A 25,956-nucleotide genomic window follows, 5' to 3' on the forward strand; every position below is an offset into this window, starting at 1 on the left:
TCAAAAATAGTAAAATACTTATATTTGACTCAAAAATATACTATGAAAAAATTATTCACATTATTCATATTGATGTTTGGATTTATGTATCTGGAAGCACAGAATACCTATTATCCTCAGGCTTTTTTCGATAAAAAACTTGCAAGAGATATGCTGGGCTTTGGAAATTCTACGATTGAAGGAGTCGCTTCCACGAAACAAAAAAACAATTGGGGTATCAAGCCATTGCTTGGAGAAAAGCATTATGCACCCAAAGGAACTGTTGTCATGCTATTTCCTGTAACACCTTATTTTCAGGAATTTTACGATATGAGAAGGAAATATGAAAATAAAAAGACTACAGTGTATATGTCTGAAGAAGCTTTCAAATATAGAGTAGAAGCCTTAACAGATGATCATGGAAGGTTTAAATTCGAAAAGCTGAAGCCGGGGAAATATTACCTTGAAACCATCGTCAATTTTACAGCCACAGCAAGTTATCAGAAGCAAACCGGAACTTCAGATGCCTATAACGGTTATGGAGCCTATTTGTACTCTACTCCGATATACAGTACATTTTTCTATGGATATTCTGCAGCTAACAGGGAAAGTAAATTTGTAGAAATAAAACAGGACGGCGAACTGAAAGAAATCAAGCTTTAATAGCTTGATTTTTTATTTTCTGTTCATGATCTGATGTACGTTCTTCTCAATATTCTGGGCTAAGGTTTCCATAGGAATATCATTTTCATCATTGTTGAAAGGATCTTCAATTTCTTCTGCAATAAGCTCAAGGCTCATCAGTACATAGTATACAAAAACGGTAAGAGGGATCATGAATAGTCCAATGGTGATCACGTAAGCAATAGGCAGGGCAAAAACGTATAGAATAATAAATTTCTTAATGAAAGAAGAGTAAGAATAAGGAATCGGGGTGTTTTTGATTCTCTCACAGCCTCCGCAGACATCAAGAAATCCCGAAAGCTGAGTGTCTAAATACAGCATTTCAACTTCTGAGATTTTTCCTTCTTTTTTTAATTGGTTCAGTTTATGACTTAACAGGATAATCATTTCGCTTGGACCATGATTTTTTAAAGAGCTTTCAATTTCAGAATAATCTTCATCCAAAGCAAGTCTTGTAGATTCCTTAGAGAGATGTTTCGCTAAAAAATGAGGAAAGAATTTCAGATATCTTGCAATCTGTTCAGCATCCTGACGGTTATCACCAAGAATGGTATTGATTTTTATCGCAAAGTTTCTGGTGTCATTCACCAGTTTTCCCCAAAGTTTTCGGCCTTCCCACCATCTGTCATAAGCGGTATTCGTTCTGAATACCAATAAAAGTGAAAGCACAAAACCCAGCAGAGAGTGAATCATTCCCACATTGCTGATCCCTGATTTTGAGGTAAGATGCAGATATTCCACCTCCAGAAACTGAATTCCCCAGGAGTACAACCCTACAAGAAGCATACTTGGAAAAAGAATTTTCAGGGTATCACTTTTGTGCAAACTGAAAAGGATTTTAAGGAAATGTTTGGTATTGTAGACTCTCATAAATTCGCTTATTACCACAAATATAATTTTTTTTCATTTAGTGCTGATTTACGGAAAACCGTAATATTTATTTTGACAGACCCCCTTATTTTGTCTTAAAACTAAAATATGGGATATTACAGAAAAGGGCACTTTAAAAAAAACGGGACCTGGGTAAGCGGCCATTATGTGAATAAATATGGCAGCAGAAGATCTAAGAGCCCGCAGGGATGCGCGGTTATTATTTTGGGAGGAATCATCTCTGTCATAATGTATCTGCTGGGATGAGCTTCAAACGGTAAGAAGGCGGGGTGTTTTGTACTGCGGAATTGCATTAATTTTTTTCTTTAGCTTACTTCTCTTCTTTTAAAATTTTTGCAAGTTTCAAAAAAAGACTATTTTTATTTCGCATTAAATTCAAAATACATGATCCTCGAAAACGTAGATATTGTTAATGATATCAGTAAAGAAGATTTTCAGAAAAATTATTTTAAAAAGCAGAAGCCCTTGTTAATCAAGAATTTCGCCAGCCGTTGGGATGCTTTTGACAAATGGAATCTTGCTTATATCCGTGAAAAGGCGGGAGATCAGGAAGTTCCCCTGTATGATAATAAACCTGCTGATGCAGCGAAAAGTTCTGACGCTCCGGTAACCCGGATGAAAATGAAGGAATATATTGATACTATAAAAAATAAACCTTCGGATCTTCGTATCTTTTTCTATATCATCACAGACAGACTTCCTGAGCTGCTGAAAAATTTCACGTATCCGGACCTTGGGATGAAGTTTTTTAAAAGGCTTCCAACATTATTTTTCGGAGGAAGCGAAGCACATGTTTTAATGCATTATGATGTAGATCTGGGTGATTTTATGCATATTCATTTTGAAGGAAAGAAAAGAATTCTGCTGTTTGATCAGAAACAGTCTCCTTTTTTATATAAAGTTCCTTTATCCGTCCATACCATTTACGAACTGGATTATGAAAATCCGGATTATGAGAAGTTTCCCGCCTTGAAATATGCCAGAGGATATGAGATTTTCATGGAGCATGGCGATGCCCTCTTTATTCCTGGGGCGTTCTGGCATTTCAACAGATATCTTGAGCCTGGTTTTTCCCTTTCTTTAAGAGCACTTCCGAATAAACCAAACGTTTTTGCCAATATGCTGTATCATGTTTTCATTATGCGATATACAGATAAGCTGATGCGGAAACTTTTCAAAGCCAAATGGGTCAATTACAAGCAGAAATGGGCCTATAAAAAAAGTTCTGAGGCTTTGGAAAAGCATCTTTCTTAATGATAAGAATTAGAGTTTAGATAATTTTAACGCATTGAACGCAAGTTTAAAGCTAATCTATTTATAAAGGTTCGCAAAGGCGTTTCACTCAGCGAGGAAAGCACTTCAATTGCTAAATGAAATGCCTTTGCAAACGAAAATAAGAAGAATCAATATCAATTTTCTTTGCTTCTTAGCGTTAGATTTAAATCAATTTATTTATTGATAAGTCCAAAGATTGTTGCATCAACGAATTTTCCTTTTTCAAAAAAATAATCTTTTAACGTTCCTTCTTTGCTGAAGTTTAAAGAAGTAAGGAGCCTTTCGGAAGAAATATTGGACGGATCTATGAAAGCATCTACACGATGCAGTCTCAGGGTTTCAAATCCATAGGTCAGGATAGGAAGAATGGCTTCTTTCATGTAAGACTGCTGCCAGAATTTTGGATTGAGTTCATAGCCAATCTCAGCTCTGAAATGTTCTCTATACCAGTTATGATAGCCACATGTACCTATAACTTTTCCGTTGGATTTCAGTTCCAGGGCCCATCTGAATCCCTTTCCTTTTTCAAATTCACTGTTGAAATGCCGGATAATGTGCCGGGAATCATCTTCTGTTTTAAAGGTTTCCAAGTCATAATATTGCATGACTTCATCCAGAGAAAAATACTCGAACAGGTCCCCGGTATCATTAAAAGTAAGCTGGCGCAAAATAAGCCTTTCTGTCTCTAAAACAGGAAATTCCATAAATAATGTGATTTGATGGTGAAAATACGATTAATTACTGATAAAGAAAAGTGAAGAAGATTAACCGACAAACAATTCCCTTACCCTGAATTTATTTTTTTAAATTTGGGGCTCATTTTTTACTATGGCAAAATCAAAGAAGGAAACCCCGTTAATGACACAGTACAATACCATCAAGGGTAAATACCCGGATGCGCTTTTACTTTTCAGGGTAGGGGACTTTTATGAAACTTTTGGGCAGGATGCCGTGAAAACATCTCAGATTCTGGGAATTGTTCTTACCAAAAGAAACAACGGAGAAGGAAGTGTGGAGCTGGCAGGTTTCCCACACCATTCCATCGATTCCTATCTTCCGAAACTGGTGAGGGCGGGAATGAGAGTCGCGATCTGTGATCAGCTGGAAGATCCTAAAATGGTGAAAGGAATTGTAAAAAGAGGGGTTACTGAGCTTGTTACTCCCGGAGTTACGTTCAATGACCAGGTATTGAATTCCAAAAAGAATAATTTCCTTCTTTCATTACACAAAGAAAAAGAGAAATATGGAATCGCTTTAGTAGATATCTCTACAGGAGAATTTCTGGTAAGTGAAGGAAACCTGGAAAAACTGTTACATATTGTCAATACTTTTGATCCGAGTGAGATTATTTTTCAGAGAAGTACACAGATTCCGGAGCAGATAAAAAATAAAAATGCCTTTAAGCTTGAAGACTGGGCTTTCCAATATAATTTTGCCTACGAAAAATTAACAAACCATTTTAAAACCAATTCATTAAAAGGTTTTGGCGTAGAGAATCTTCCCTTGGCGATCACTGCTGCAGGGGCTATTTTTGCTTATCTGGTAGAGGATACCCATCACAACCTTCTTTCCCATATCACAAAGCTTCAGATCATTCCCCAGGAAGATTATCTGATGATGGATAATTTTACCCTGAGAAATCTGGAAATTATTTATCCAAGTAATCCACAAGGAAAATCTCTGTTGGATATTATCGACAAAACTTCTACTCCGATGGGAGGCAGATTGTTGAGAAGGAGAATCATTCTTCCTTTAAAATCAGTGGATGAGATCATGAGAAGACTTTCCCTGATTGATTTCTTAAATGAAAATGATCATCTGAAATATGAGATCTGCCAGCTTCTGAAATCCATTTCCGACCTAGACCGGTTGATGGGAAAACTGGCTGCAGAGAAAATCTCTCCAAAAGAACTGGGATATCTGCGTCAAAGTTTAATTAATATTCATAAAATCAAAGCTTTACTGCATCCTCATGCAGATGTGCTGGCATGGCTTGAACCTTTATTTGACCAGGAAGAATTGATTAAATTTCTTCAGAATCATCTTAATGAAGAACTTCCGGTAAGTATTGCCAAGGGAAATATCATCAGAGAAGGCGTTTCTGAAGAGCTGGACAGACTGAGAAATCTTCAGAGTAAAGGACGCGGTTTTCTGGATGAAATGTGTCAGAGGGAAATTGAAAGAACTGGAATCACCAGCCTGAAAATTGATTTTAATAATGTTTTCGGATACTATATTGAAGTTCGGAATACACACAAAGATAAAGTTCCTGATGACTGGGTAAGAAAACAGACCTTAGTGAATGCCGAAAGATATATTACTGAAGAGCTGAAGGAATACGAAAACCAGATCCTTGGTGCAGAAGAAAAAATAGGGGTTCTGGAAACGTCACTGTACAGAAATGTATGTGGAGAAACGATGGTGTATATTGATCAGATTCAGGGGAATTCTAATATCATTGCCCAGCTTGATGTTGCTGCCGGATTATCCGAACTGGCTGTTTCCGAGAGCTATACAAAACCTGTTTTGAATGACGGTTATGCAATCGACTTAAAAGAAGCCAGACACCCAATTATTGAGAATGCACTTCCTTTAGGAGAAAAGTACATCCCGAATGATATCTTCCTGGATAAAGATTCCCAGCAGATTATCATGGTAACAGGGCCTAACATGGCCGGTAAATCGGCAATTCTGCGTCAGACAGCCATTGTGTGTCTTCTGGCTCAGATCGGAAGTTTTGTACCGGCAAAGCATGCTGAAATCGGGATGCTGGATAAGATCTTTACAAGGGTAGGAGCTACCGATAATATTTCTGCGGGAGAATCTACTTTCATGGTAGAAATGAATGAAGCAGCCAATATTCTGAATAATATTTCAGAGCGAAGTCTGATCTTACTGGATGAGATCGGCCGTGGAACATCTACTTATGATGGGGTTTCTATTGCATGGGCGATTGCGGAATATCTTCATCAGCACCCAACCCAGGCGAAGACCTTATTTGCAACGCATTATCATGAGCTGAATGAAATGACCGTCAATTTTGAAAGGGTGAAAAATTTCCACGTTTCTATTCAGGAAAACAAAGGAAATATTATTTTCCTGAGAAAGCTTGTTCCGGGTGGAAGTGAGCACAGTTTCGGTATCCATGTGGCAAAACTGGCAGGAATGCCTGCGAAGGTGGTTAACAGAGCAAATGAAATCCTTAAAACCCTTGAAGCCAGCAGAACCCAGGGAAGTGGAGGTACTTCTGAAAGTATCAAGAGGGTAACTGAGGAAAATATGCAGCTTTCATTCTTCCAGCTTGATGATCCTGTTCTGGAGAATATCCGCGAGGAGCTTACGAAAATAGATATCAATACTTTGACACCCATTGAAGCTTTAATGAAGCTCAATAGCATAAAAAAAATGATTGGAGGGTAATCCAATCATTTTTTTATTCTTTATTAGCAGCAGAATCCGTCCTGCATACCGGGAACTCCGTACCGTTCTTCACCGGTATTCGGATCTGTACAGCTTATTACTCTTGGACAGATCGGCCTGTTGGCACCACCACTGATCTCTTTCAGCTCATTTTTACTAAGCCTTCTTTTTGGTTTTTTTGAATTTTTCATAATAATTTTAATTTGGTAAAAGCTAATTTACAAGTTATTTTGATATGTTCAAAATATTGTGAGTCAAATTGTTAACTTTTTTAATGGTGAATTATATTTCATAAAAAAAGATTGAGGGGGACCTCAATCCTTATTTATCTAACAAGTTGCAGTATATTAACAGCAGTAGCCATTTTTGTCACCTGCTCCGAGCTGCCATTCATCAAATTCGCCCATACGGCAGAATCCATCCCAGCATACTCTGCCACTTCCTGTAATCTCTTTTAACTCACTTTTTGTCAGTTTTCTTTTTTGAATATTTGATTTTTTCATGATTTAATGGAGTATTGGAATTTATTAACAGCATTGTCCTTTAGGAGTACATGAACCTATTGTCATCTCACCATCAATGTTACAAAAACAGGTTCCGGGACAGAGAGGGCCGCTGCCTCCATTAATTTTTTTTAACTCGCTTTTTGTCAGTTTTCTTTTCTGAATGTTTGATTTTTTCATGATAATTTAGTTTGATTTGATTTTTTTTGAAAGTAATAAATTAACAGCAGAATCCGGTGCTGTCTAAAGGCCCTACGGTATATTCATCATCCGTTCCTCTTACCCTGCAAAGACCTTCCCAGCATATTCCAGGCCCATTTCCTCCTGTAATATTTTTTAAAGCCTTTTTGGTCAGTTTTTTCTGATTGTTTAATTTTTTCATGATAATTTAGTTTTGATTCAACTCAAATATACAAAATGATCTGTATAATTCTATAGGTTGTGAAAAAATTAACAATTAGAGTTTATAAAATAAAAAGAGCGCCTAGGCGCTCTCTGTATTATAAATGGTTGTATTCGTAAGTAAGCAGTTCGCTATTCGTTACCCCCGTTCCTGTCTTATTATAATATGTTTTGACATTTTTCGTCGGATATCCGCTGTTATTATATTCATAAACACATTTAAAGATTCCCCATTCGGCACTTCCGGCTCCATTATTATAATTAAGGACGTTGTTATAACTTAGGACATTGTGTGCAGATCCGTTTTCGTCTTCAGTATCAATGATTTTTAAAAATCCTGTAATATTTTTAAAAGGAACGTTCTTAGTATCATATACAATAGGCTGTAAAGTACCTGTTGCACTGTGAAATCCTCCTGTATTATTGGGCACTGATGCAGTTTCTGTCCAGCTGCTTAGGGAACCATCCGCATTTAATGTCGCATTTTTAGTTCCCGTTCTTACAGGAGATCCTGTAAAGCTCGCAGTATAGGTGATTTTAACACTATTACTGGCAAGGTAGGCATAATTGGTTTCTACTGTGGAAACGCTTCCGGATGAAAGAGAAGTCTCCACATAGGTTTTCTTACTCAGTCTGCTGCTTCCATCATAGCTATATGTGGTTTTATAAGTTTTGCTTGAGCCGGTTGTAACCTGTTGAGCAATCAGATCTCCCGAATAGCTGAAAAGGGTAACTTCACCAGTGCTGATGTTTTTAATCTGGGAAATTTTAGAACCATTGTAGGTAAACGTTGATGTATCTCCGTCAGATACCATTTTTGTTACTAAAACCGGACTGTTCTCATTATTATTGTTATTGCCGTTGTTGTTAGATGAATCTGTATCATCATTGCTGCTTGAGCAGGATGCCAAAAAGAAAATTGGCAGCAGTAAATAAGCTTTTTTCATGGTTTTTATTTAAAGGCATAAAAATATTAAAAAATACATTGATAATGAAAATAAATTCTTCATTTGCAAATTATTTTTAGCATTAAATTTTTGTTTTTTGTATATTGTTGAAATGTAACAGCTTATGTTTTTGAAATATGGAGAAACTAATAAAAATAACAGCCATATTCCTGTTTTGTGCAGTTTTTAAAGCCCAAAAGACAGAGGTTTCTATAATTAAATATGAAGATCTGGAGAAACGTTTACAGCAGGAGAAAGATAAACTGCTGGTTGTCAATTTCTGGTCAACAACCTGTGGGCCATGTGTAAAAGAACTTCCTCATTTTATGGAAATGAATGCTCAGTATGCTGCCAATCAAAAATTTAAGATGATCCTGGTTTCACTGGATAGACTTGCGGATAAGGAAAGGGTATTGAAATTTATCAAAAATAAAAACCTTACTGCTGAAGTGCTCCTTCTGGATGATATCAAAAGAATGAATACCTGGATTCCAAAATTTGAAAAAGACTGGGATGGAAATATTCCGGTAACACTGTTTTATAAAAACGGAATAAAATTCTATTTCAACGACGGCGAAATGAACAAAGAAGACCTTGAAAAAACAATTAAAGAAAACCTGCAATAAATAATTGATTATGAACAATCTGAAAATTTTAATGACTGCATGTATCGTTGGGCTGGGCTTACTGAGCTTTACAACGGCTGATCATGATAAAGACAACAACCAGAAAGAGAATGTTTCATCGTTAAAAGGATATGAAGTAGGAGATGAGGCTGCTGATTTTAAGCTTAAAAATATTGATGGAAAAATGGTTTCTCTGAGTGATTTTAAGAGTGCAAAAGGATTCATTGTTATATTTACGTGCAATCACTGCCCCTATGCAAAGAAATACGAGGACAGAATCGTTGAGCTGGATAAAAAGTACAAATCTCAGGGGTATCCGGTGATCGCGATCAATCCAAATGATCCCAATGTACAGCCTGAAGACGGTTATCAGCAGATGATAGAAAGAGCAAAGCAAAAAGGCTTTACTTTCCCCTATCTGGTAGATGAAGGGCAGAAAATTTATCCTCAGTATGGAGCTACAAAGACACCCCATGTTTTTGTACTGAAAAAAGAAAACGGAAAGAACATTGTAAAATACATTGGGGCTATAGACAATAATTATGATAATCCGAATGATGTGTCTGAGTATTATGCACAGGATGCTGTAAATGCTCTGATAAAAGGAGAACCGGTAAAAACCACAAAAACGGTTGCCATTGGATGCACAATCAAAGTAAAGAAATAATATATTTGCTTACATAAAAATAAGATCGGTGTTCCTGGAATGCCGATTTTTTGTGCCCTAAACCCAATTTGAAAATGAAATTACAATTCAGCCTGAAATATTTTATACTGACGGTCTTTATTTTTCTGACAGAAGTATTGATTGCCACCAAATTAAATAATATTTTTTTTGTGAGAGCTTATCTTGGAGATGTCATCGTAGTGATGCTTCTTTATACTTTTGTAAAGAGTTTTGTAAAAATAAATGATAACAAGCTGATTCTGGGAATTCTTATCTTTTCTTTTATGGTAGAATTTGCACAGTATTTCCATGTGGCAGAAAAATTAGGCTTCCGTCCTGGAAGCCTGATGTATATTGTTATTGGAAATTCTTTCTCATGGATTGACAATCTGTGCTATGCCACAGGATGTCTGATTCTCTATATTTTCGTAAGGACGACCAACAATGATGGTGTAACCCCGATCCCCTAACCCCTATCTCCCAAAACTGTCATATTTATCTTCAGCATATTTGGTAAAGCGGTTCAGTAAAGCTACATTTTCCTTTTCCAAAGGAGTAAGATCATTGTCTACATTATTAGAAACAGGAATATACCAGTCTGTCTGTTCAAAAAAATTTCTATAGGTTTCTTTTTTGAAAGAGTAACCATGTCTTGCAAACACAGAATTTTTAATGATCTCAAGATCCAGTTTTCTTAAATTTTTAAGATCTTTTTCTGTGAGTTTCTGCTTGGATGCATTCAGTTTGAAGATCGCCTCAGAAGCGAAACGGTTTTTAGTTGTTTTATAACTTTCTGTTTTCCCGGTTTCTTCATCCGTGTATTTCTCCGTAAATTCTTTGGAATTTGACCAGTCTACCAGATCAGAATCTTTATCAAGCATAAAATTGGGATTGTAAACAAACTCTTTTTTAGTCAGTCTGAGGGTTTTTGAAGTTGCTTTAACAGCTGTTTTATCAAAAGCATTCCACTTTCCAGTTAAGCTGTCGCCTTTCAATTTTACCTCAAATCTGCCATCTGTTTTATCATTCCCCGGTTCATCCAGTACAAAAGATGCGGTAGCTTCATTGAAAACGCCTCTGAAGGGACGTTGATTACCATTGACAATACTCTGTCCGTAAACACTGTCTTTTGTAATTCTGTTGATCTTTAATGAAATTCTTTTGTAGTTGTCAACATCATATTCCGAGCCATCAGTTTCGTCAACTACCTTTTCCATTCCGGCAAATTCTCCGGTATAAATTCCGTAATATTCTTTGTGAACTTCAGGAGCAATAACAGAATCTTTTTTTGCAGTCAGGGAATCCTTTCCGGACTCATTGGTTTTTGCTTCTTTTTTGCAGCTTACCAGAGAAACTGCCAGTAAAGAAATAAAAGTGTACTTTACAATTTTCATATATGTTTTTTTGTGATTAAATATTCAATAATCAGGATGTTGGGAATCCAGCCCAGCCATGCGATGATCTGATAAACATCCATTGGGTTGGGATGAAATAAATATACAATAATTACTTTCCACATTCTCAAGGTAACAGCAGATAATGTAAAAGCAAAACTTCGCCACATCCATTGTTTGTGTTCTTTAAATCTCATCTGTCTTGCCAGCTGATATGCTTTACATGTTGAAAACCACCATAAAAAACCCAATATTACAAAGGAAATTTTTGATAAAATACCTCCATTGGCGAATATTCCCATATAAATCCCAGAAGGGGCAGCAAAGAGCAGGATAAGAAAAATATAGGCTTTTCCGATATTCCGGTGAAAGTTTCTTATTCCGAAATCTTTTCTCAGAATAGCCAGAAAACCTGAGAGAAGGACAAAAATACTTGTATAAACATGAGTATAGAAAAGCGTAAGATATTCTGGCCTTGCCGATACTTCTGTCTGTTTAATCATCAGAAAACTGATCTCTCGATTAAAAGGGATATATTCCAGTGTGATCTTCAGCATCAGCCAAAAGAAATACCCAAACCCTGCAATAAGAAGGATTTTAAAGAAAGAAGAGATATTTCTTTTGACAGAAAGCATTGGCTGTTAATCAAGTTTTATCGTAAGAGGAAAAGTATAATAGCTGCGGACAATACGACCCTTGGATTCTGCTGGTTTCCATTGGGCTTTCAGAGATTTTATAGCTCTTTCTATTTCTTTATTGAAGTCGGCATTATCACCAGTTACTGTGATGTCTTCTATTTTACCTTTGATATTAACTATAAACTTTGCCCTCGCCGTGATTGTTCCCTCAATTCCTCTCACATTTATTTTTTTCGTCCTTATTCTGTCAGCAATATCTTTTCGAAGTGCCATCCATCCTCTGGGATATTCTGCAGATTTTTCGTCTTTCGACAAAACAGACTCTTCAGACTGATCTTTAGCTGATAGAGTTTCAGTTTCCTTTACCTGAGAAAATGTGAGTCCAAATCCTAGAAATACAAAGAATGTTATTGTTTTTTTCATGTTTGGTTTTTAGTTATTTATTTTCAAAGAAATCAATGACTAACTCATTGAATAGTTCCGGTTTTTCTTCCGGAACAAAATGGCTTGAATTAGGAATAATAGCCAATTGCCCACGCAGGATTGATTCTGCTATTTTTACGGTATGTTCTGTTTTTATAATGTCTTTATCCCCCGCAATAATCAATGATGGACACTGTATTTTATTCAGGTCCTCATACTTCCAGTTCGGATACTTCAGGTCCAGGTTCAAAAGATCAATAAGGATATCATTTTTATGATCTTTGTTCTCTTTAATGAGGTTGACGAACATTTCTTTCATGGATTTCAGCTCATCATCCTTTACTCCCTCCGGAAAAATATTTGCTCCTGAGCAGGCAATTTTATCTACCACTTCAGGGTATTTCATCGCCATGGACAGTGCAAGAATTCCTCCGTCACTCCAACCCAGGATCTTTATCTTTTTGATATTCAGCTTGTCCAGGAACTGTTTAAGATCCTCTGTCTGAATGTCAAAAGTAAGCTCCTTCGTTTTGTCATAAGTAGACTTTCCGCGTTCACGGCAGTCTACAATAATGACTTTATATTTTTTAGCAAATGTATCCTTCTGGTTCATAAAAGCACTGATAGATTGCCCGTTACCATGAAGCATAAGGACAGGTTCACCTTCTCCATAGACTTCATAATATAATTTGATGCCGTTAACATCCATAAATTTCCCATCCGGCATAGAACCTATAATATCATGGCCTTTGATCAGCAGTGACTTATTCCCCTTGAACGGTTTGTAGTCAGAGGTTCCAATCGTAAAATGTTTTATGTGCGTTATTTTCTGAGAATGTATTCCTTCAAACCAGCCATTGGACGCTGTGATATCTTTTTCAAAATCTGAGTTTTCCAAAGCGATTTCAATCCATTTTTTTGATTTACCGTCATTGACTTCCAGCTTAAAATCATCAAAATAAAAATCCCCATTGTTCTGTGCAAAAGCACCGATATACATCGTTTGTGCTGAAGGGCTGATGCTTCCTTTTATTTCGTACGTTTTCCACTCATGGGTTACTTTGATTCCGTAATACTGGTTTTCAAAAAAACCTGTAGACTTATCTTTATTGTCTATTCTGCACCATAGCCCGCAATTGGAATCATTGTTCTGATCTTCTTTCCTGATTTTTGCCGTGACGCGGAAGTTCCAGTTTTGCTTATTCTCTATATTGACTGCCTGTGTGAGTGAAGTCCAGTCTGAAACAATTGTTTTTTCCTGGCTGTATCCTGAAAAGAACCAGAGTAAAAGGAAGAAACCGAAATTTTTTTTCATGTGTATCGTTTTTTCGTAAAAATAATTTTTTTATAAACTGTTGAGATCCTGTGCGATAAGCCATCCTTCACTCCAGCATGCCTGAAAATTGAACCCGCCTGTCACAGCATCTATATTCAAAACCTCTCCGGCAATATAGAAATTAGGGAGCCGTTTTGAGGACATGTTTTTGAAGTTAATTTCCTTTAAATCAACTCCTCCGGCAGTCACAAACTCATCTTTAAATGTTGATTTTCCTGTCACCTGGAACTTTTTTCTGCATAGATTTTCCAATATTTTCTGCATTTCCTTTCCGGAAATATTGGCTACCTGTTTGTTAAAATCAACCTTTGAAATCTCTAAAATCTTCTGCCAGAATCTGTTGGTAATATCAAAAATCTTAGCCTGTCCGATCGTTTTTTTAGGATGGGTTTGTTTGAAATTCTGGAAGATGTTTTCCGCCTCATCCATTTCTATCGAAATAAAGTTCACCTCAATTTCAAAATTATATTTCAGTTTTGCCAGACTTATGGCTTCCCATGCGGAAATTTTCAGAACAGCAGGTCCTGAAAGACCCCAATGGGTAATAAGCAGTGGTCCGCTTTCTTCTGTTTTCAGTTTCGGAATTGAAATTCCGGCATTTTCAAAGCTGGTTCCCGGAAGTTCTTTCAGCAGTTCATCTTTAATATTAAATGTAAAAAGTGAAGGAACAAGATTTACAATCTTATGGCCAAGATTTTCAACAATTTTCAATGATTTCGGAGAGCTTCCGGTGGTATATACAATATAATCTGCCTCAAAATTTCCGGAATTGGTTTTTACGAGATATTTTTCATCATGCTTTTCAATCTCTTTTACCGTACATTTTGTCTTTACGGTTACATTTTTCTTTTGGGTTTCATTCAGAAAAGTATTGATGATGGTCTGAGAAGAATTGCTTTCCGGGAAAGTTCTGTTATCATTTTCAATTTTCAACGGAACATTGCGCTGATCAAACCATTCCATCGTGTCGCCGGGCTGGAATTTAGTAAAAACACTCAGCAGCTCTTTGTTTCCACGGGGATAAAACTGAACCAATTCTCTTGGGTCAAAACAGGCATGGGTCACATTACAGCGTCCGCCTCCGGAAATTTTAACCTTCTGAAGGACATCTGAGTTCTGTTCTAAAATCGTAATTGTATATTTCTTTTCGTCAAGATTGGATGCACAGAAAAAGCCTGCAGCACCGCCTCCGATAATAATGATCTGTTTCATGTATATGTAATCCTATGCGGAAGATTATTTTTTCAAAAGTACAATTTTTATAAACCATCTTATTTGAGTATTTTTGAAGATTATAATTTAATGAGACCAAAAACGATTTTCAAATGATTTTCTACCATAAATTTGAAGTGCGATGGAGCGACCTCGATGCCAACAAGCACCTAGCCAACTCATCCTATGTACAGTATTGTGCGCAAGCCAGAATGGCTTTTATGACCAAAGAGAAAATGGGAGTTACCCAGCTGAGCAGATGGGGAATAGGACCGGTGATCCTTCACGAAAGATATTCTTTCTTTAAAGAGATTTATGCTGATCAGACCGTAATCGTAAGTGTGGAAATAGACGGATGTTCAGAAGATTCTTCCATCTACCGTTTCCTGCATAAGTTCTATACTCCGGATGGAGTACACTGTGCTACATCAGAAGCTACAGGGGTATGGATTGATATGATGCTTAGAAAAATGACCACTCCGCCGGATGATGTAGTGGAGGCAATGAGTAAATACAAAAGCCCGGAAACAGTGGTGCTGTCGAAAGAAGATTTTAAAAAGCTTCCTTTCCACCCTCATAATATTGACCCGGCAGAACTTACTCAATAACTCAAAGTTTAAAATTCAAGGTTCAATGTTGGAGAAGCTATTTTAAAATCATTCATACTTTTTACATTGGACATTAATACAAAAAATCATGTTTGAAGATAAATCACAGGAGCTGACGCCCATCTCAAAATTAGGAGAATTCGGTCTTATTAAACATTTGACGGAGCATTTTCCGCTATCCAATGAATCTTCGGAGCTTGGGGTAGGTGATGATGCGGCAGTGATCAACCCTGACAATAAAAAAGTAGTTCTTACAACAGACGTGCTGGCAGAAGGAGTACATTTTAATCTTGGTTATGTTCCTTTAAAGCATCTGGGGTATAAAGCTGTGGTAGTCAACCTTAGCGATATTGCGGCAATGAACGCAACGCCTACACAGATTCTTATTTCTCTTGCGGTATCCAACCGTTTTCCGGTGGAAGCTTTGGAAGAGATTTATTCCGGAATTCAGGCGGCATGTACAAGATATAAAGTAGATCTGATAGGGGGAGACACTACAAGCTCCAATTCAGGGCTGGTGATGAGTATTACTGCTGTAGGAATTGAAAATGAAGAAAATATTGTAAAAAGAAGCGGAGCAAAACCCAATGACCTTCTTGTAGTAACCGGAGATCTGGGGGGAGCCTACATGGGCTTGCAGATTCTGGAAAGAGAGCATGCTGTTTATCTTGCCAATCCGAATATGCAGCCGGAAATGGAAGGTTACGACTATATCCTGGAAAGACAGCTGAAACCCGAAGCAAGAACAGACGTTAAAAAAATTCTTGAAGAACTGGATATTAAACCAACTTCTATGATTGATATTTCGGACGGTCTGGCTTCTGAAATCCTTCATCTGTCTGATCGTTCCAATGTAGGTTTCAGATTGTATGAGGAAAAAGTTCCATTGGACAGCCTTACGATTTCTACTGCGGATGAAATGAATTTGAATCCGGTAATGACTGCATTAAGCGGTGGTGAGGATTATGAACTCCTGTTCACAATTTCTCCTAATGATTTTGATAAAATTAAAAATCACCCTGACTTTACTATTATAGGACATGCTGTAGAAAAAGAAGAAGGAAACTTTATGGTGGCAAGAGGATCCAATCAATTGGTAGCTCTTACGGCTCAGGGATGGGATGCTTTTCTAAATCAGTAAAACCGAAAAATTATATTTAATTTTAAATATTGTAAGAAAACCGCAGCACTTTTTTTGCTGTGGTTTTTATTTATAGCTAATTATTTTACAATACAGTGATGATTACACCAGAAAAAGAGATCCCGGTTCACCATCTGACTTCTGAAGAGTTTCAGATGAGTACGCTGAGTGCTGCAGGTCCTGAAAACTTTCATGATGTTCACCGTCATAATTTTTTTGAAATTATCTGGTTCAGGGAAGTGTATGAAAGCAGCCGGTTAGAACTGGATTTTGAAAGCTATAAACTGGAAAATAATCAGATCTGTATCATTACACCAGGACAGGCTTTTAATATGAAGCTGGAAGGAGAAGAAGGATATGCCATGGCTATCAGCAGAGAAATTTTCAACGAAACATGTGATATAGAATCAGTACTCACAGGGGGAGAGCTTCCCTTTCTTTTAGATCCGGAAAAAGAAAAGACCTGTATGACCATTATATCTCTGATGGAGAATGAATACAAAACCAAAGCAAGAACGGAACTCTTAAAGGCCTATCTGAAAGCATTCTGTATCATCATCGGGGAGCAGATTATTCCTCAGGAGCCTTTACAGAATGACCGTCAGCGCATTCAGGAGCTGGTGGGACTTATTGATAAGCACTATATAATGCATAAGGAAACGGGTTTTTATGCTGATCAGTTAAAGATAAGTACCCATCACCTTAATGATATTGTGCGTCTTTTGAGAGGAACGACCGTAAAAAAAATGATTTCCCAGCGTCTTATCCTGGAGGCCAAAAGAGAGCTTAGTTTCGGAGCCCTCACGGTGAAGGAAATTGCTTTCAGACTCGGTTTTAACGATGCTTCATATTTTTCAAGGTTTTTCAAGAAACATACAGGCCAAACTCCCGACTGTTTTAAGAATAATGAAAAAAAATAATCTTCAATATTTACTCTGATATTAGGCTTAAATTAATGTTTTTCATTTGTTATTATATTTAAATCTTCAGTTTGTCCTATACTTCCTTCAGTTCTTTTATTGAAAGACGATACTTTTTACAGCAATTTTGCAGCTGAAAAACCGCCTGCGAAGGCTTATCGTTATTTATGAAGAAGAATTTAAGTATTGTAGTGTTTATTCTTGCACTGCTCAACACGCTGGAGTCGCTAAGTATAGATCTTTATCTTCCTGCTTTCCCAAGTATGGCGAAGATTTTTAATACCGATATAGGACATATTCAGGTATCTATTTCTGTGTTTTTTGCCGGGTTTGCATTCGGGCAGTTATTATGGGGGCCTTTATCTGATAAAAAAGGAAGAAAACCCATGTTGTATTGCGGGCTTTTGCTTTTTATGATTGGGGCAACGGCGATCTATTTCACTTCAGATATTTATGTATTATGGGCAATGCGTTTTCTCCAGGCGTTCGGAGGAAGTGCAGGAATTGTCATCGGAAGAGCTATTATTATTGACCTGTATGATAAACACAAAGCGGTCACTATCTTTTCACAGCAGTCACAGATCAGTGGGATTGCTCCTATTGTTGCTCCCTTACTGGGAAGTGTATTCCTTAAACTCTGGGGCTGGAACAGTTCTTTTGCCTTCTTATGCATCATGGGGCTGATTACATTTTTTATGGTCTATAAGTATATTCCGGAAACCAATACCAGAGTCAGTCTTCCTGATGATGAGATATTGGATGAAAAAGGATTAAAAGACCAGCTGAAAATGATCATTTCCAACAGAGATTTTATTAACAGTACAATGGTAGGAAGCATTGCTTTTGCCTCCTTGATTATTTATATCTCGAATGCTCCGTTTTTATTTATGGAAATTCACGGTTTTTCGAGCAGCGTGTTCAGTTTTATTTTTGCTTTCAATTCATTGGCATTGATAACAGCTGCTTATATTACACCTAAACTGATTAAAAGAATAAGCAATTCAACACTTTTATTTGCTGCTACAGTCATTTTACTGGGGGTATGTACACTTCACATACTGATTGCGGCTGAAAACCTTTCTGTAGCACTGGAAATTGCAATGCTTTATCTGTCATTACTGGCTATCGGTATCTTGTTTCCGATTACGTCAGCCCATGCGCTTTCCCCATTTAAAGAAGGAAGAGGGACGGCAGCTGCGTTACTGGGTTTTATGCAGCTGATGGTTACATTTTTAATGTCAGCATTGCTGGGCTTTTTAGAAGCAGATTCTATAATCCCGATGGTGGTAACCCGTTCTGCAATGGCATTGATCGCGGTGTGGTTCGGATATCGTATTTTTAAGACCCAGAAAAAGGAAAGCTTACATACACAATCTTCCACAGAAACTAATCCTGCTATTTGATCCTGTTGTCATACAATTCGGGCACTTAATCAAGTAATTTTTGTAAAAAATAGTCAAAGGGTTCTCTTTGCATAAAATTTAAAATATGAAAAGAACCCTTTCGGCAGCTCTATGCTGTATATTGCCATTAGGATACTGGGTGAATGCACAGTCCGGGCTCTCCGCAGAACTTAAAACTGAATATATCCCGGCTTCCAATTATATCCGCCCGGAAGACAGTACAAAGACCAATTCCAAAAGTGATTTTAAAAGAGTGGATCTGAATCTCAGTATTCCGTTATCTGTAAAAAAAGATAACGATGGGAAAGTAAGGTCATGGTCTATGCTGCTGAGCGGATCTTACGCAAGGATGACACACAAAAATTACGAAACCCAGCTTTTTCCGGATCAGATGCTGAATGCACAGGTCGGAATACAGCATATGAGACCTTTGGGCAAAAAGTGGAGCATGATGATGACAGCGTCTGTGGGAGTATATACAGATCTTGAAAACGTAAATTTCGATGATGTACTGGGGCAGGGAGGTCTTTTATTTATAAGACATTTTAATCCTAATCTTTCATTAGGAGGAGGGCCTGTCCTTACAACCGCTTTTGGCGTTCCTATGATTTTACCGTGGATTTATTTCGACTGGAAAACAAACGGAAAAATTAAATTCAATATCAATTTCCCGCAAGGTATGGAAGCAGGTTATCTGTTTTCAGACAAATTTGCTTTAAAGGCTGTTGTAGAACTGAACGGAATGACGGCAGAGAGAAATATGAACGGAAAATCGATGCTGTTAGGTTATCAGCAGATCACCGCAGGGCTCAGACCGGAATTAAAAATCAATGAGAGGCTTACAGTGCGTCTTACCGGAGGAACTGCTATATTGAGAAGTTTCAGCGAAAATGACCGGAAAATCAGCAGTATTTTCAGAGACAAGAAAATAGCTGATCCAAGATTTTCGAGTACATTTTACGCAGCAGTGTCATTACGCTGGAACCTGCCATAAAAAACAGCCGGAAACAGGGAGTTATTACATTCCCCGTTTCCGGCTTCTTTCAGTTACTTACTGATTAATTTCTTATATACCACCTGATTAAGCAATTCTTCTTTGCGGGTCCGGGAAATGGGGAGCTCAATTTTATTAATAAAAAGGCGTCCTCCGGAGATCATATCGATATGGGTAATATTGATAAGGTAAGATTTATGAATCCTGAAAAAATGCTCTGAAGGAAGTGATTCTTCAATAGCTTTCATCGTCTGGTGAATGATCAGCGATTTATCTTTAAAATGAAGCTTGGTGTAATTCTGCATGCTTTCAATATACAGAATGTCAACCCATGAAACTTTAATGAAAGTATCAGACTGTCTTACATACAGAAAAGGATCGTCCAGAGGTGTATTCTTTTTTGATTTTTCACTGATGATAAACTGCTGCTGAGCTTTATTCACAGCCTGGTAAAAACGGTTGAACGCTATGGGCTTTAAAAGATAATCTGCAACCTGCAGGCGGAACCCTTCCAGCGCATATTCTGAGTAAGCTGTGGTAATGATACATAAAGGAGGGTTTTCAAGCTGTTCCAGAAACTCCAGGCCGGAAAGATAAGGCATATTGATATCAAGGAAAAGAAGGTCTATTTCACTCTCCTTTACCTTCGCGTCGGCTTCTAATGCTGTTGCGCATGTACCTTCAACGGATAAGAAGTCAATCTGACCGGCCAGTTCTTTAAGATGGAACCTTGCCAGAGGCTCATCATCAATAATCAGGCATTTCATTTTAGGAATATTATTGTTCATGACTGTCAGATAGTGTTAGCGTTAAAGTAATTTTAAATATTTGATCACCTGTTTCAATATCCAGATCATGGCAGTCCGGATATTGTAATTTCAGCCGTTTTTTTACATTTTGAAGACCAATTCCGCCCGTTCCGTCCTTCTTTTTATAGGTTGCCCTATCTGAGTAGGAATTTTCCACATAAAAATAGAGCTGACTGTCTTTTTCTTTGCATGAGATTTTCACGTACCCTTTATGCCCAGGAAGTCTGCACACATATTTAAACGCATTTTCGATAAAGGGCACCAGCAGTAAAGGAGCAATGAATGCCTTTCTGTTATCAATCTCCCAGATGGCCTTTACATCTAACTCATTTCCCCATCTCAGCTTTTCTACCTCAACAAGATTTTGAAGATATTCAATTTCTTTATCCAGAGGAACCATAGGCTGATTACAATGATACAGCTGATACCGGAGAATATCTGAAAATTTCATCAGCAAAAAATCGGCAAGCTGGGTATCCGTTTTCATTAGAATATGGATATGATTCAGAATATTGAACACTACATGCGGATTGATCTGATCCTGTAAAAGCTTGAGCTGGTTTTCCAGATGGGCCTGCTGCAGGAGTATATGATCCCGCTCTATTCTTCCATGTTCTTTATAAAATTTTATTCCGCACGCTGCCCCATTAATCAGAAACGAGGCAGGCAGGGACATATAAAAGCCCTGCCACAAAATGGGTAGCTGATCTCTGAAGTTCTTGGGAAGCTGCTCTTTGGGAGCAAATTCAAGATAGGTGAAGATAAAAGAAAATACCAGACTGAGCATGAAAATAACAAGTACCGCCTGTACCAGGAACCGTTTCATTTTCTTTTCCAGAAGGGCTTTCGGCAGAAATTTATTCGTTAAAAAATGAGTCAGTATAAAAGAGAATCCTGCAATAATCGCTGCCTGGGTCATCGCAAGATATTTTTCTGTTGTACTCTGGAAGTTAAACCACAATACAATGGTCAGTACAAGCCAGAAAATAAAAGTAAATATATATTCTTTTAAAACAAAAGATTTTGTCATGGAATAGGAAATAGATTGATAAAAAAATTAGAAACTGCAGGGAAAACAGTTTCTAATGGTAAAGATAATTTAAGTTTTTCAGAACAGAAAATACCCTATTCCGAGGGAAAAGCTGTTGGGTTTGGACTTAAATTCTTTACTGATGCTTGAAAGACCTGCCTCATATCTCAGGTCTGCTGTAAAATTCTTATAATCTATCCCAACACCTCCTGTAATTCCGATATTGGATTTATCAAATTTTTTAAAACCTTCCTGAAGCGCCTGAGAAGCAGATAAATTATTATTAAAGGCATAGCTGTAAACGCCACCGGCAAATACCCTTACATTAAAATCATCTGTTTTGATCAATTTATATCCTGCCACGACCGGGATATCAATAGCGTTCCAGAAAAGCTTTGAAGAGCTTCCGTCTTGGGATTGGTATGATGTTTTTCTTTTGTTGAACATTGCTTCTCCCTGTACATAAAGTTTTCCGATATCCAGCCTTGTCATTACTCCTGCCTGATAACCGAATCCGTATTTCCCTTCCAGGGAAGAAGATTCCGTTGAGGTTTTTGTAAAATTTGCCCCTCCCTTTACTCCAATGTGAAAAGCCGGAGTCTGCTGTGCTTTAATTTCTGTAGTGCAGTAGATGCATAATACGAGTGTGCTCAGCGCTAAAAATTGCTGCTTCATAATAATTGTTGTTAAAAATCTGTTGCAAAACAACAGCTATGAAGCCAGGAATTAAATTTTATTTGATGAACGGCAGAGATGTTTTGACAAGGACCTGTTTCCTGATGAAAATAAAAATCGGAAGTGCTGCTTCCGACTCTATCATTAATAAGGCTGTTCTTCACAAATGGAAGGAGGAATGCATCCGCCAGTGCCTCCGCCACCGGGATTTCCACCCCCACCAACAGCGATGCACTGTCCGGGAGTTCCGTCCTCATACATTTCACAGGCTTTCCCCCAGGCACATTCACAGTCACTCTGGCAGTTATAGGAATCTCCACCCATATGGCACTCATTTCCTCCACTGCCCAGAATTGTAGATAAATCTTTTCTCAAAAGTTTTTTCATTGTTTTCATGATAATTTGGTATTAATGTTATCGTTTAAAATTGTACATCTTTGTAAATATAGTAAAATTGGCTTAATGAATTGTAAATGAATTATATGTGTTGGCTGTTGTAAACAATCGGAAACCGCTTTTAAAGCGGTTTCCGATATTCATATTCAGTAAAGCGTTCTGTCTTAGAAGATGAAATCTTTTTGATACAGCATATATTCTTTTTTGAAAAGTGGAATAGTACCTTCATATCTTAAAGGAGCAATTCCAAAACCGTAGAACATATCAGCCTGAATTTTAGCTTTTAAATCAAGAATCCCTTTTCTTTGTGGAATAAGCTGCAGCCCTAAAGAAGGAGAAATACCTGCTCTGCCTCTTAGCCCTGAGTTGGCAAGATTCACTGTCAGAAACTGCAGTCCTACAGATCCTTTTGCTTCTATACCGATCTCTGCGTTTACATTTCCACTTAAATCCGTGATTCCAAACCCTGCATTTTTATTAATGTCTATATTGATCTGTGAATTTTTTCCTACCAGAAAATTAGCGTGTCCACTAACGTCAAACAGTTTTAAATGAGCGGTACCTGCTGTCCCTATTCCTACATATGGACCGGCAGATAGTGAGGGACCGATGATAAGACCGGTTGGCCCTAAAACAATTGGAATAATAGGGATGCTTATAAAATCGGTAGAGCTTACAGTATACCCTAAATTTCCCTGAATACTGGCAGTAGATTCTAACTGAATATCATCCATAATGAAATTCACAGAAAAATCTGACAAATGTCCCCATGAGAAAGAAATATGGTAATCTATCTTTGGCGTAAATCCTCCTTTTACATTAACTCCCGGAGTAACCCCTACAGGTCCCACCTGCTGGCTTAAAGAAAAGGTTCTGTCAAAATTGAACCGGGGCAGAGATACCAATTTCTGATTGGCTGCATTCCTGTTTTCTATGGAATTGATACGTTCTGTTAACTCCTGAGAAACAAAGCCATCTACAGGAACGTAGTTGGCCATTTTTCCGTTGATACTTACAGGTGTCTTATCAGAAGGATTATAAACCCCGCTCAGCGTTCCGCTATAGATGAATTCTTCAAGCTTTGCACTGGAAGTTTGCACGGTAAAACGATTGTTTGTTTTGGAAACAGCATTTACTTTTGAAAGGATGGTATTCACCTGATCGCCTTCTATCTTGGTTCCTACAAGAACAGTTCCTATTGAAATACTGTCTGTTTGTGGTGTCATACGGCTGAACGTAATTTCTCCGTTATTATGAGTGGAAATTGCATTAACCGATTCGTCATTCAGAATAATAACATTCTTCTGTAAGGTCAGATTTCCCAAAGTCTTCATTGGAGCAGACTCCGTCGGATTTTCAACAGGTGGATCCGTCGGATCATCCTGAGAACAAGAGGCTAAAATAAACAAACAGAAAATAGATAAAAGAAAAGAGAAATAAAATTTCCTGTTAATCTTGAAGTAATTAGATTTCATTTTCATAAGCGTTGATTTTATGTTTCTTCCTAATTTAGACGAATTATTTAAGGCTTACAAAAGAATCATATTAAATTACTGTTACTAACATAATGATTTTCAGCAATATTTGGAAAAAAAGGTAAAAGGAAACCCGCTGTTTTCGCAGCGGGCTTTCTCTACTATTTTTTAAAATTCAATGCCAAAGAAATTGAAACGCTGGAAGAGACAGGTTTTCCTTTGTCTTCTGCCGGTTTCCACTTGCCTTTATCTTTAATACGGTAAAAGGCAGCTTCAATGAATGCATTGACATCTTCATTATTCCCTTTTACCTGAGGATAAAGGGCATTCCCTTTAGAGTCCACAACAAAGGTCATTGTTGCTTTATAAGTATCTGAAGAAAAGTTCAGAAAATCAAGGTCTACAGCCTCATATATAAGCTTTTGAAAAGCAGCCTTCCCTTTATCATATTCAGCTTCCTTCGTAAGTTTCGTTTTTACAGGAGGATCTGCGGCGATCATTTTCTGATCATCAAGAGAAGCTTTGTCTAAAGCAGTCTTATAAGCCGTTATCTTATCCTCTGTCAAAAGCCATTCTTTCTTGGTTCTTAAATCATTAGGCTTAGGATATTTATTATACAGAGCCGTTTTCTTTCTTTCATAGCGTGAATCTGCCCTCTGAAATTCAGAAACCTGGGCACCGCCGAAAATAAAAGCGAAAATGAATACTGATGCTAAGACCTTTTTCATGATGATTAAGCTTTTACAATATTAATAATAACTTCCGTCGCTTTTTCCATACTTTCCAGAGCAACATACTCATATGGCCCATGGAAGTTGATTCCTCCCGCAAAGATATTAGGGCATGGAAGTCCCATATAAGAAAGCTGTGCTCCGTCTGTACCTCCTCTGATCGCCTTGATCTTAGGCTCAATACCCGCTTCGGTCATTGCCTTTGCTGCAAGATCTACAATATGCATTTTGCCTTCAAACTGCTGCTTCATGTTTCTGTACTGTTCTTTGATCTCCACTTCAGCAGTTCCTTCACCATGCTTTTGATTGAATTCAGCTACTTTTTCTTCCATGAATTTCTTTCTGGCTTCAAATTTATCTGCATCGTGATCACGGATGATGTATTGAAGTTTAGCTTCAGAGATATCAGCTGTAATATCCATCAAATGATAGAATCCGTCAAAACCTTTTGTGGTTGCAGGAGTTTCATTAGCAGGAAGCATCTGGGCAAACTCTGCAGCTAAAAGAGCGGCATTAATCATTTTTCCGTAAGCATAACCCGGGTGAACACTTAATCCATGGATTTTTACCACCGCTCCGGCAGCATTAAAGTTCTCATATTCCAATTCTCCAACTTCTCCACCATCCATAGTATAAGCCCATTCTGCACCAAATTTAGCAACATTAAATTTATGTGCACCTCTTCCAATCTCCTCATCCGGGGTAAATCCTATAGCGATTCTTCCATGTTTAATTTCAGGGTGGGCAATAAGATATTCAGCAGCTGTTACAATTTCTGCGCAGCCAGCTTTATCATCAGCACCAAGAAGTGTATTTCCGTCAGTAGTAATTAAAGTCTGACCGACATATTTTTTTAAACTTTCAAATCTTGAAGGAGATAAGGTGAATCCTGTCGTCTGATTCAGCAGAAGATCGTTCCCGTCATAATTTTCCCAAACCTGAGGTCTTACATTTTCTCCGCTGAAGTCCGGTGAAGTATCATAATGTGAAATAAATCCGATGGTAGGCCTGTCATCATTTTCCAGATTAGAAGGAACATAGCCCATGATATAACCGTTACTGTCTATAGAAACGTTTTCAAGACCAATAGTCTTCAGTTCTTCAGTAATGTAGTTGGCAATATCCCACTGGCGTTCAGTAGAAGGTGTTGTTTCACTTTCTGCGTCGCTGGTTGAATATATTTTTACATAGCTAAGAAAACGGTTCAGTAATTTTTCTTTCCACAATGGGTTGAATTCTATTGTACTCATCAGATATCATAAATTTTAACAAAGTTAGCAAATTTGATGCTGAGAATACGTTATTTGCGATTTAATATCAGTTATCGAAATTATAAATCAGATATAAAAGTTTGAAAATCAAAATAGTGTTAGCTTT

The 25,956-nt window shown here is 37.5% G+C and carries 31 protein-coding genes; 12 read left to right on the plus strand and 19 right to left on the minus strand.

All coding sequences use genetic code 11. From position 1 onward, the window contains the following. The first annotated feature begins 42 nt into the window (after positions 1–42). Positions 43–642, plus strand: coding sequence for a hypothetical protein (locus tag AC3FI7_RS16605; protein ID WP_228451207.1), 600 nt, complete (start codon positions 43–45; stop codon positions 640–642). Between the two features lie 12 nt (positions 643–654). Here the strand turns inward: AC3FI7_RS16605 and AC3FI7_RS16610 are convergent, their stop codons facing one another. After that, on the minus strand, positions 655–1,533 hold the full coding sequence (locus AC3FI7_RS16610) for a bestrophin family protein (RefSeq protein ID WP_343660514.1): 879 nt from the start codon (positions 1,531–1,533) through the stop codon (positions 655–657). A gap of 108 nt (positions 1,534–1,641) precedes the next feature. Between AC3FI7_RS16610 and AC3FI7_RS16615 the strand changes: the two genes are divergently transcribed. Further along, positions 1,642–1,800 carry a hypothetical protein gene (locus AC3FI7_RS16615; RefSeq protein WP_172617024.1) on the plus strand — a complete coding sequence of 53 codons (159 nt, stop codon included), beginning with the start codon at positions 1,642–1,644 and terminating at the stop codon, positions 1,798–1,800. Positions 1,801–1,938: 138 nt separating this feature from the next. Further along, on the plus strand, positions 1,939–2,808 hold the full coding sequence (locus AC3FI7_RS16620; protein ID WP_491460536.1) for a cupin-like domain-containing protein: 870 nt from the start codon (positions 1,939–1,941) through the stop codon (positions 2,806–2,808). 194 nt (positions 2,809–3,002) lie between these two features. On the opposite strand, the gene AC3FI7_RS16625 is transcribed toward AC3FI7_RS16620, so the two are convergent. Then, positions 3,003–3,533 carry a GNAT family N-acetyltransferase gene (locus tag AC3FI7_RS16625; protein ID WP_491460537.1) on the minus strand — a complete coding sequence of 177 codons (531 nt, stop codon included), beginning with the start codon at positions 3,531–3,533 and terminating at the stop codon, positions 3,003–3,005. A gap of 124 nt (positions 3,534–3,657) precedes the next feature. Here AC3FI7_RS16625 and mutS point away from each other — a divergent pair, with 124 nt between their 5' ends. After that, positions 3,658–6,249: a DNA mismatch repair protein MutS gene (gene mutS / locus AC3FI7_RS16630; RefSeq protein ID WP_343660509.1), complete on the plus strand. Its 2,592-nt coding sequence runs from the start codon at positions 3,658–3,660 to the stop codon at positions 6,247–6,249. A gap of 23 nt (positions 6,250–6,272) precedes the next feature. On the opposite strand, the gene AC3FI7_RS16635 is transcribed toward mutS, so the two are convergent. The 5 genes from AC3FI7_RS16635 to AC3FI7_RS16655 form a co-directional block, all read right to left on the minus strand. Beyond that, on the minus strand, positions 6,273–6,440 hold the full coding sequence (locus tag AC3FI7_RS16635; protein ID WP_142723516.1) for a bacteriocin: 168 nt from the start codon (positions 6,438–6,440) through the stop codon (positions 6,273–6,275). Positions 6,441–6,596: 156 nt separating this feature from the next. After that, positions 6,597–6,752, minus strand: coding sequence for a hypothetical protein (locus tag AC3FI7_RS16640; protein WP_172617023.1), 156 nt, complete (start codon positions 6,750–6,752; stop codon positions 6,597–6,599). A gap of 24 nt (positions 6,753–6,776) precedes the next feature. Beyond that, positions 6,777–6,932, minus strand: a complete 156-nt coding sequence (locus AC3FI7_RS16645; protein ID WP_172617022.1) for a hypothetical protein — start codon at positions 6,930–6,932, stop codon at positions 6,777–6,779. 40 nt (positions 6,933–6,972) lie between these two features. Further along, entirely contained in the window at positions 6,973–7,134 is a 162-nt protein-coding gene (locus AC3FI7_RS16650) for a bacteriocin (protein WP_142723515.1), read from the minus strand. A gap of 118 nt (positions 7,135–7,252) precedes the next feature. Beyond that, positions 7,253–8,101, minus strand: a complete 849-nt coding sequence (locus AC3FI7_RS16655) for a hypothetical protein (protein WP_343660506.1) — start codon at positions 8,099–8,101, stop codon at positions 7,253–7,255. A gap of 137 nt (positions 8,102–8,238) precedes the next feature. Between AC3FI7_RS16655 and AC3FI7_RS16660 the strand changes: the two genes are divergently transcribed. The 3 genes from AC3FI7_RS16660 (at position 8,239) to AC3FI7_RS16670 (ending at position 9,864) form a co-directional block, all read left to right on the plus strand. After that, complete coding sequence (locus tag AC3FI7_RS16660; protein WP_491460538.1) at positions 8,239–8,727, plus strand: TlpA family protein disulfide reductase; 489 nt, start codon at positions 8,239–8,241, stop codon at positions 8,725–8,727. Positions 8,728–8,737: 10 nt separating this feature from the next. Further along, positions 8,738–9,394: a thioredoxin family protein gene (locus AC3FI7_RS16665; RefSeq protein WP_343660503.1), complete on the plus strand. Its 657-nt coding sequence runs from the start codon at positions 8,738–8,740 to the stop codon at positions 9,392–9,394. 74 nt (positions 9,395–9,468) lie between these two features. Next, positions 9,469–9,864, plus strand: a complete 396-nt coding sequence (locus AC3FI7_RS16670) for a ribosomal maturation YjgA family protein (RefSeq protein ID WP_172617021.1) — start codon at positions 9,469–9,471, stop codon at positions 9,862–9,864. A gap of 3 nt (positions 9,865–9,867) precedes the next feature. Here the strand turns inward: AC3FI7_RS16670 and AC3FI7_RS16675 are convergent, their stop codons facing one another. From AC3FI7_RS16675 to AC3FI7_RS16695, 5 genes are read right to left on the minus strand one after another with little or no spacing between them, the layout of a single operon-like run. Beyond that, complete coding sequence (locus AC3FI7_RS16675) at positions 9,868–10,788, minus strand: YARHG domain-containing protein (RefSeq protein WP_142723510.1); 921 nt, start codon at positions 10,786–10,788, stop codon at positions 9,868–9,870. After that, positions 10,785–11,423, minus strand: coding sequence for a DUF2306 domain-containing protein (locus tag AC3FI7_RS16680; protein WP_142723509.1), 639 nt, complete (start codon positions 11,421–11,423; stop codon positions 10,785–10,787). Before AC3FI7_RS16680 ends, AC3FI7_RS16675 begins: the two co-directional genes overlap by 4 nt. 6 nt (positions 11,424–11,429) lie before the next feature. Continuing rightward, positions 11,430–11,849, minus strand: coding sequence for an energy transducer TonB (locus AC3FI7_RS16685; RefSeq protein WP_142723508.1), 420 nt, complete (start codon positions 11,847–11,849; stop codon positions 11,430–11,432). Positions 11,850–11,862: 13 nt separating this feature from the next. Further along, positions 11,863–13,164: an alpha/beta fold hydrolase gene (locus tag AC3FI7_RS16690; protein WP_491460539.1), complete on the minus strand. Its 1,302-nt coding sequence runs from the start codon at positions 13,162–13,164 to the stop codon at positions 11,863–11,865. A gap of 30 nt (positions 13,165–13,194) precedes the next feature. Beyond that, positions 13,195–14,397: a BaiN/RdsA family NAD(P)/FAD-dependent oxidoreductase gene (locus AC3FI7_RS16695; protein WP_491460540.1), complete on the minus strand. Its 1,203-nt coding sequence runs from the start codon at positions 14,395–14,397 to the stop codon at positions 13,195–13,197. A gap of 113 nt (positions 14,398–14,510) precedes the next feature. On the opposite strand from AC3FI7_RS16695, the gene AC3FI7_RS16700 reads away from it, so the two are divergent. From AC3FI7_RS16700 to AC3FI7_RS16720, 5 genes are all read left to right on the plus strand, one after another. After that, positions 14,511–15,005 carry an acyl-CoA thioesterase gene (locus tag AC3FI7_RS16700; protein WP_491460541.1) on the plus strand — a complete coding sequence of 165 codons (495 nt, stop codon included), beginning with the start codon at positions 14,511–14,513 and terminating at the stop codon, positions 15,003–15,005. 88 nt (positions 15,006–15,093) lie between these two features. Then, a complete protein-coding gene (gene thiL / locus AC3FI7_RS16705) occupies positions 15,094–16,146 on the plus strand; it encodes a thiamine-phosphate kinase (RefSeq protein ID WP_491460542.1) in 1,053 nt (350 codons plus the stop codon). A gap of 98 nt (positions 16,147–16,244) precedes the next feature. Further along, positions 16,245–17,066, plus strand: a complete 822-nt coding sequence (locus tag AC3FI7_RS16710; RefSeq protein WP_491460543.1) for a helix-turn-helix domain-containing protein — start codon at positions 16,245–16,247, stop codon at positions 17,064–17,066. A 167-nt stretch (positions 17,067–17,233) separates the two neighbouring features. After that, positions 17,234–18,469, plus strand: coding sequence for a multidrug effflux MFS transporter (locus tag AC3FI7_RS16715; RefSeq protein WP_142723503.1), 1,236 nt, complete (start codon positions 17,234–17,236; stop codon positions 18,467–18,469). Positions 18,470–18,554: 85 nt separating this feature from the next. Further along, positions 18,555–19,463 (plus strand): DUF6268 family outer membrane beta-barrel protein, encoded by a 909-nt coding sequence (locus AC3FI7_RS16720; protein ID WP_491460544.1) that lies wholly within the window; start codon positions 18,555–18,557, stop codon positions 19,461–19,463. A gap of 53 nt (positions 19,464–19,516) precedes the next feature. Here AC3FI7_RS16720 and AC3FI7_RS16725 read toward each other — a convergent pair whose 3' ends face one another. The 7 genes from AC3FI7_RS16725 to pepT all read right to left on the minus strand — a co-directional run bounded on the left by AC3FI7_RS16725 (position 19,517) and on the right by pepT (position 25,829). Then, complete coding sequence (locus AC3FI7_RS16725) at positions 19,517–20,251, minus strand: LytR/AlgR family response regulator transcription factor (RefSeq protein ID WP_491460545.1); 735 nt, start codon at positions 20,249–20,251, stop codon at positions 19,517–19,519. Next, positions 20,241–21,302, minus strand: a complete 1,062-nt coding sequence (locus tag AC3FI7_RS16730; RefSeq protein ID WP_491460546.1) for a sensor histidine kinase — start codon at positions 21,300–21,302, stop codon at positions 20,241–20,243. The genes AC3FI7_RS16725 and AC3FI7_RS16730 overlap by 11 nt, the downstream gene beginning before the upstream one ends. A gap of 78 nt (positions 21,303–21,380) precedes the next feature. Continuing rightward, the gene (locus AC3FI7_RS16735) at positions 21,381–21,977 is read right to left on the minus strand and encodes a porin family protein (protein WP_491460547.1); all 597 of its coding nucleotides are present in this window, start codon (positions 21,975–21,977) and stop codon (positions 21,381–21,383) included. Between the two features lie 144 nt (positions 21,978–22,121). Continuing rightward, a complete protein-coding gene (locus tag AC3FI7_RS16740; protein WP_142723498.1) occupies positions 22,122–22,364 on the minus strand; it encodes a hypothetical protein in 243 nt (80 codons plus the stop codon). Positions 22,365–22,537: 173 nt separating this feature from the next. Then, the gene (locus tag AC3FI7_RS16745) at positions 22,538–23,854 is read right to left on the minus strand and encodes a hypothetical protein (protein WP_491460548.1); all 1,317 of its coding nucleotides are present in this window, start codon (positions 23,852–23,854) and stop codon (positions 22,538–22,540) included. A 155-nt stretch (positions 23,855–24,009) separates the two neighbouring features. Then, entirely contained in the window at positions 24,010–24,576 is a 567-nt protein-coding gene (locus AC3FI7_RS16750) for a hypothetical protein (protein ID WP_343660485.1), read from the minus strand. 5 nt (positions 24,577–24,581) lie between these two features. After that, complete coding sequence (pepT, locus tag AC3FI7_RS16755) at positions 24,582–25,829, minus strand: peptidase T (RefSeq protein WP_491460549.1); 1,248 nt, start codon at positions 25,827–25,829, stop codon at positions 24,582–24,584. Positions 25,830–25,956 lie beyond the last annotated feature (127 nt).

The organism is Chryseobacterium sp. TQ-BC-N36 (genome assembly GCF_058382295.1).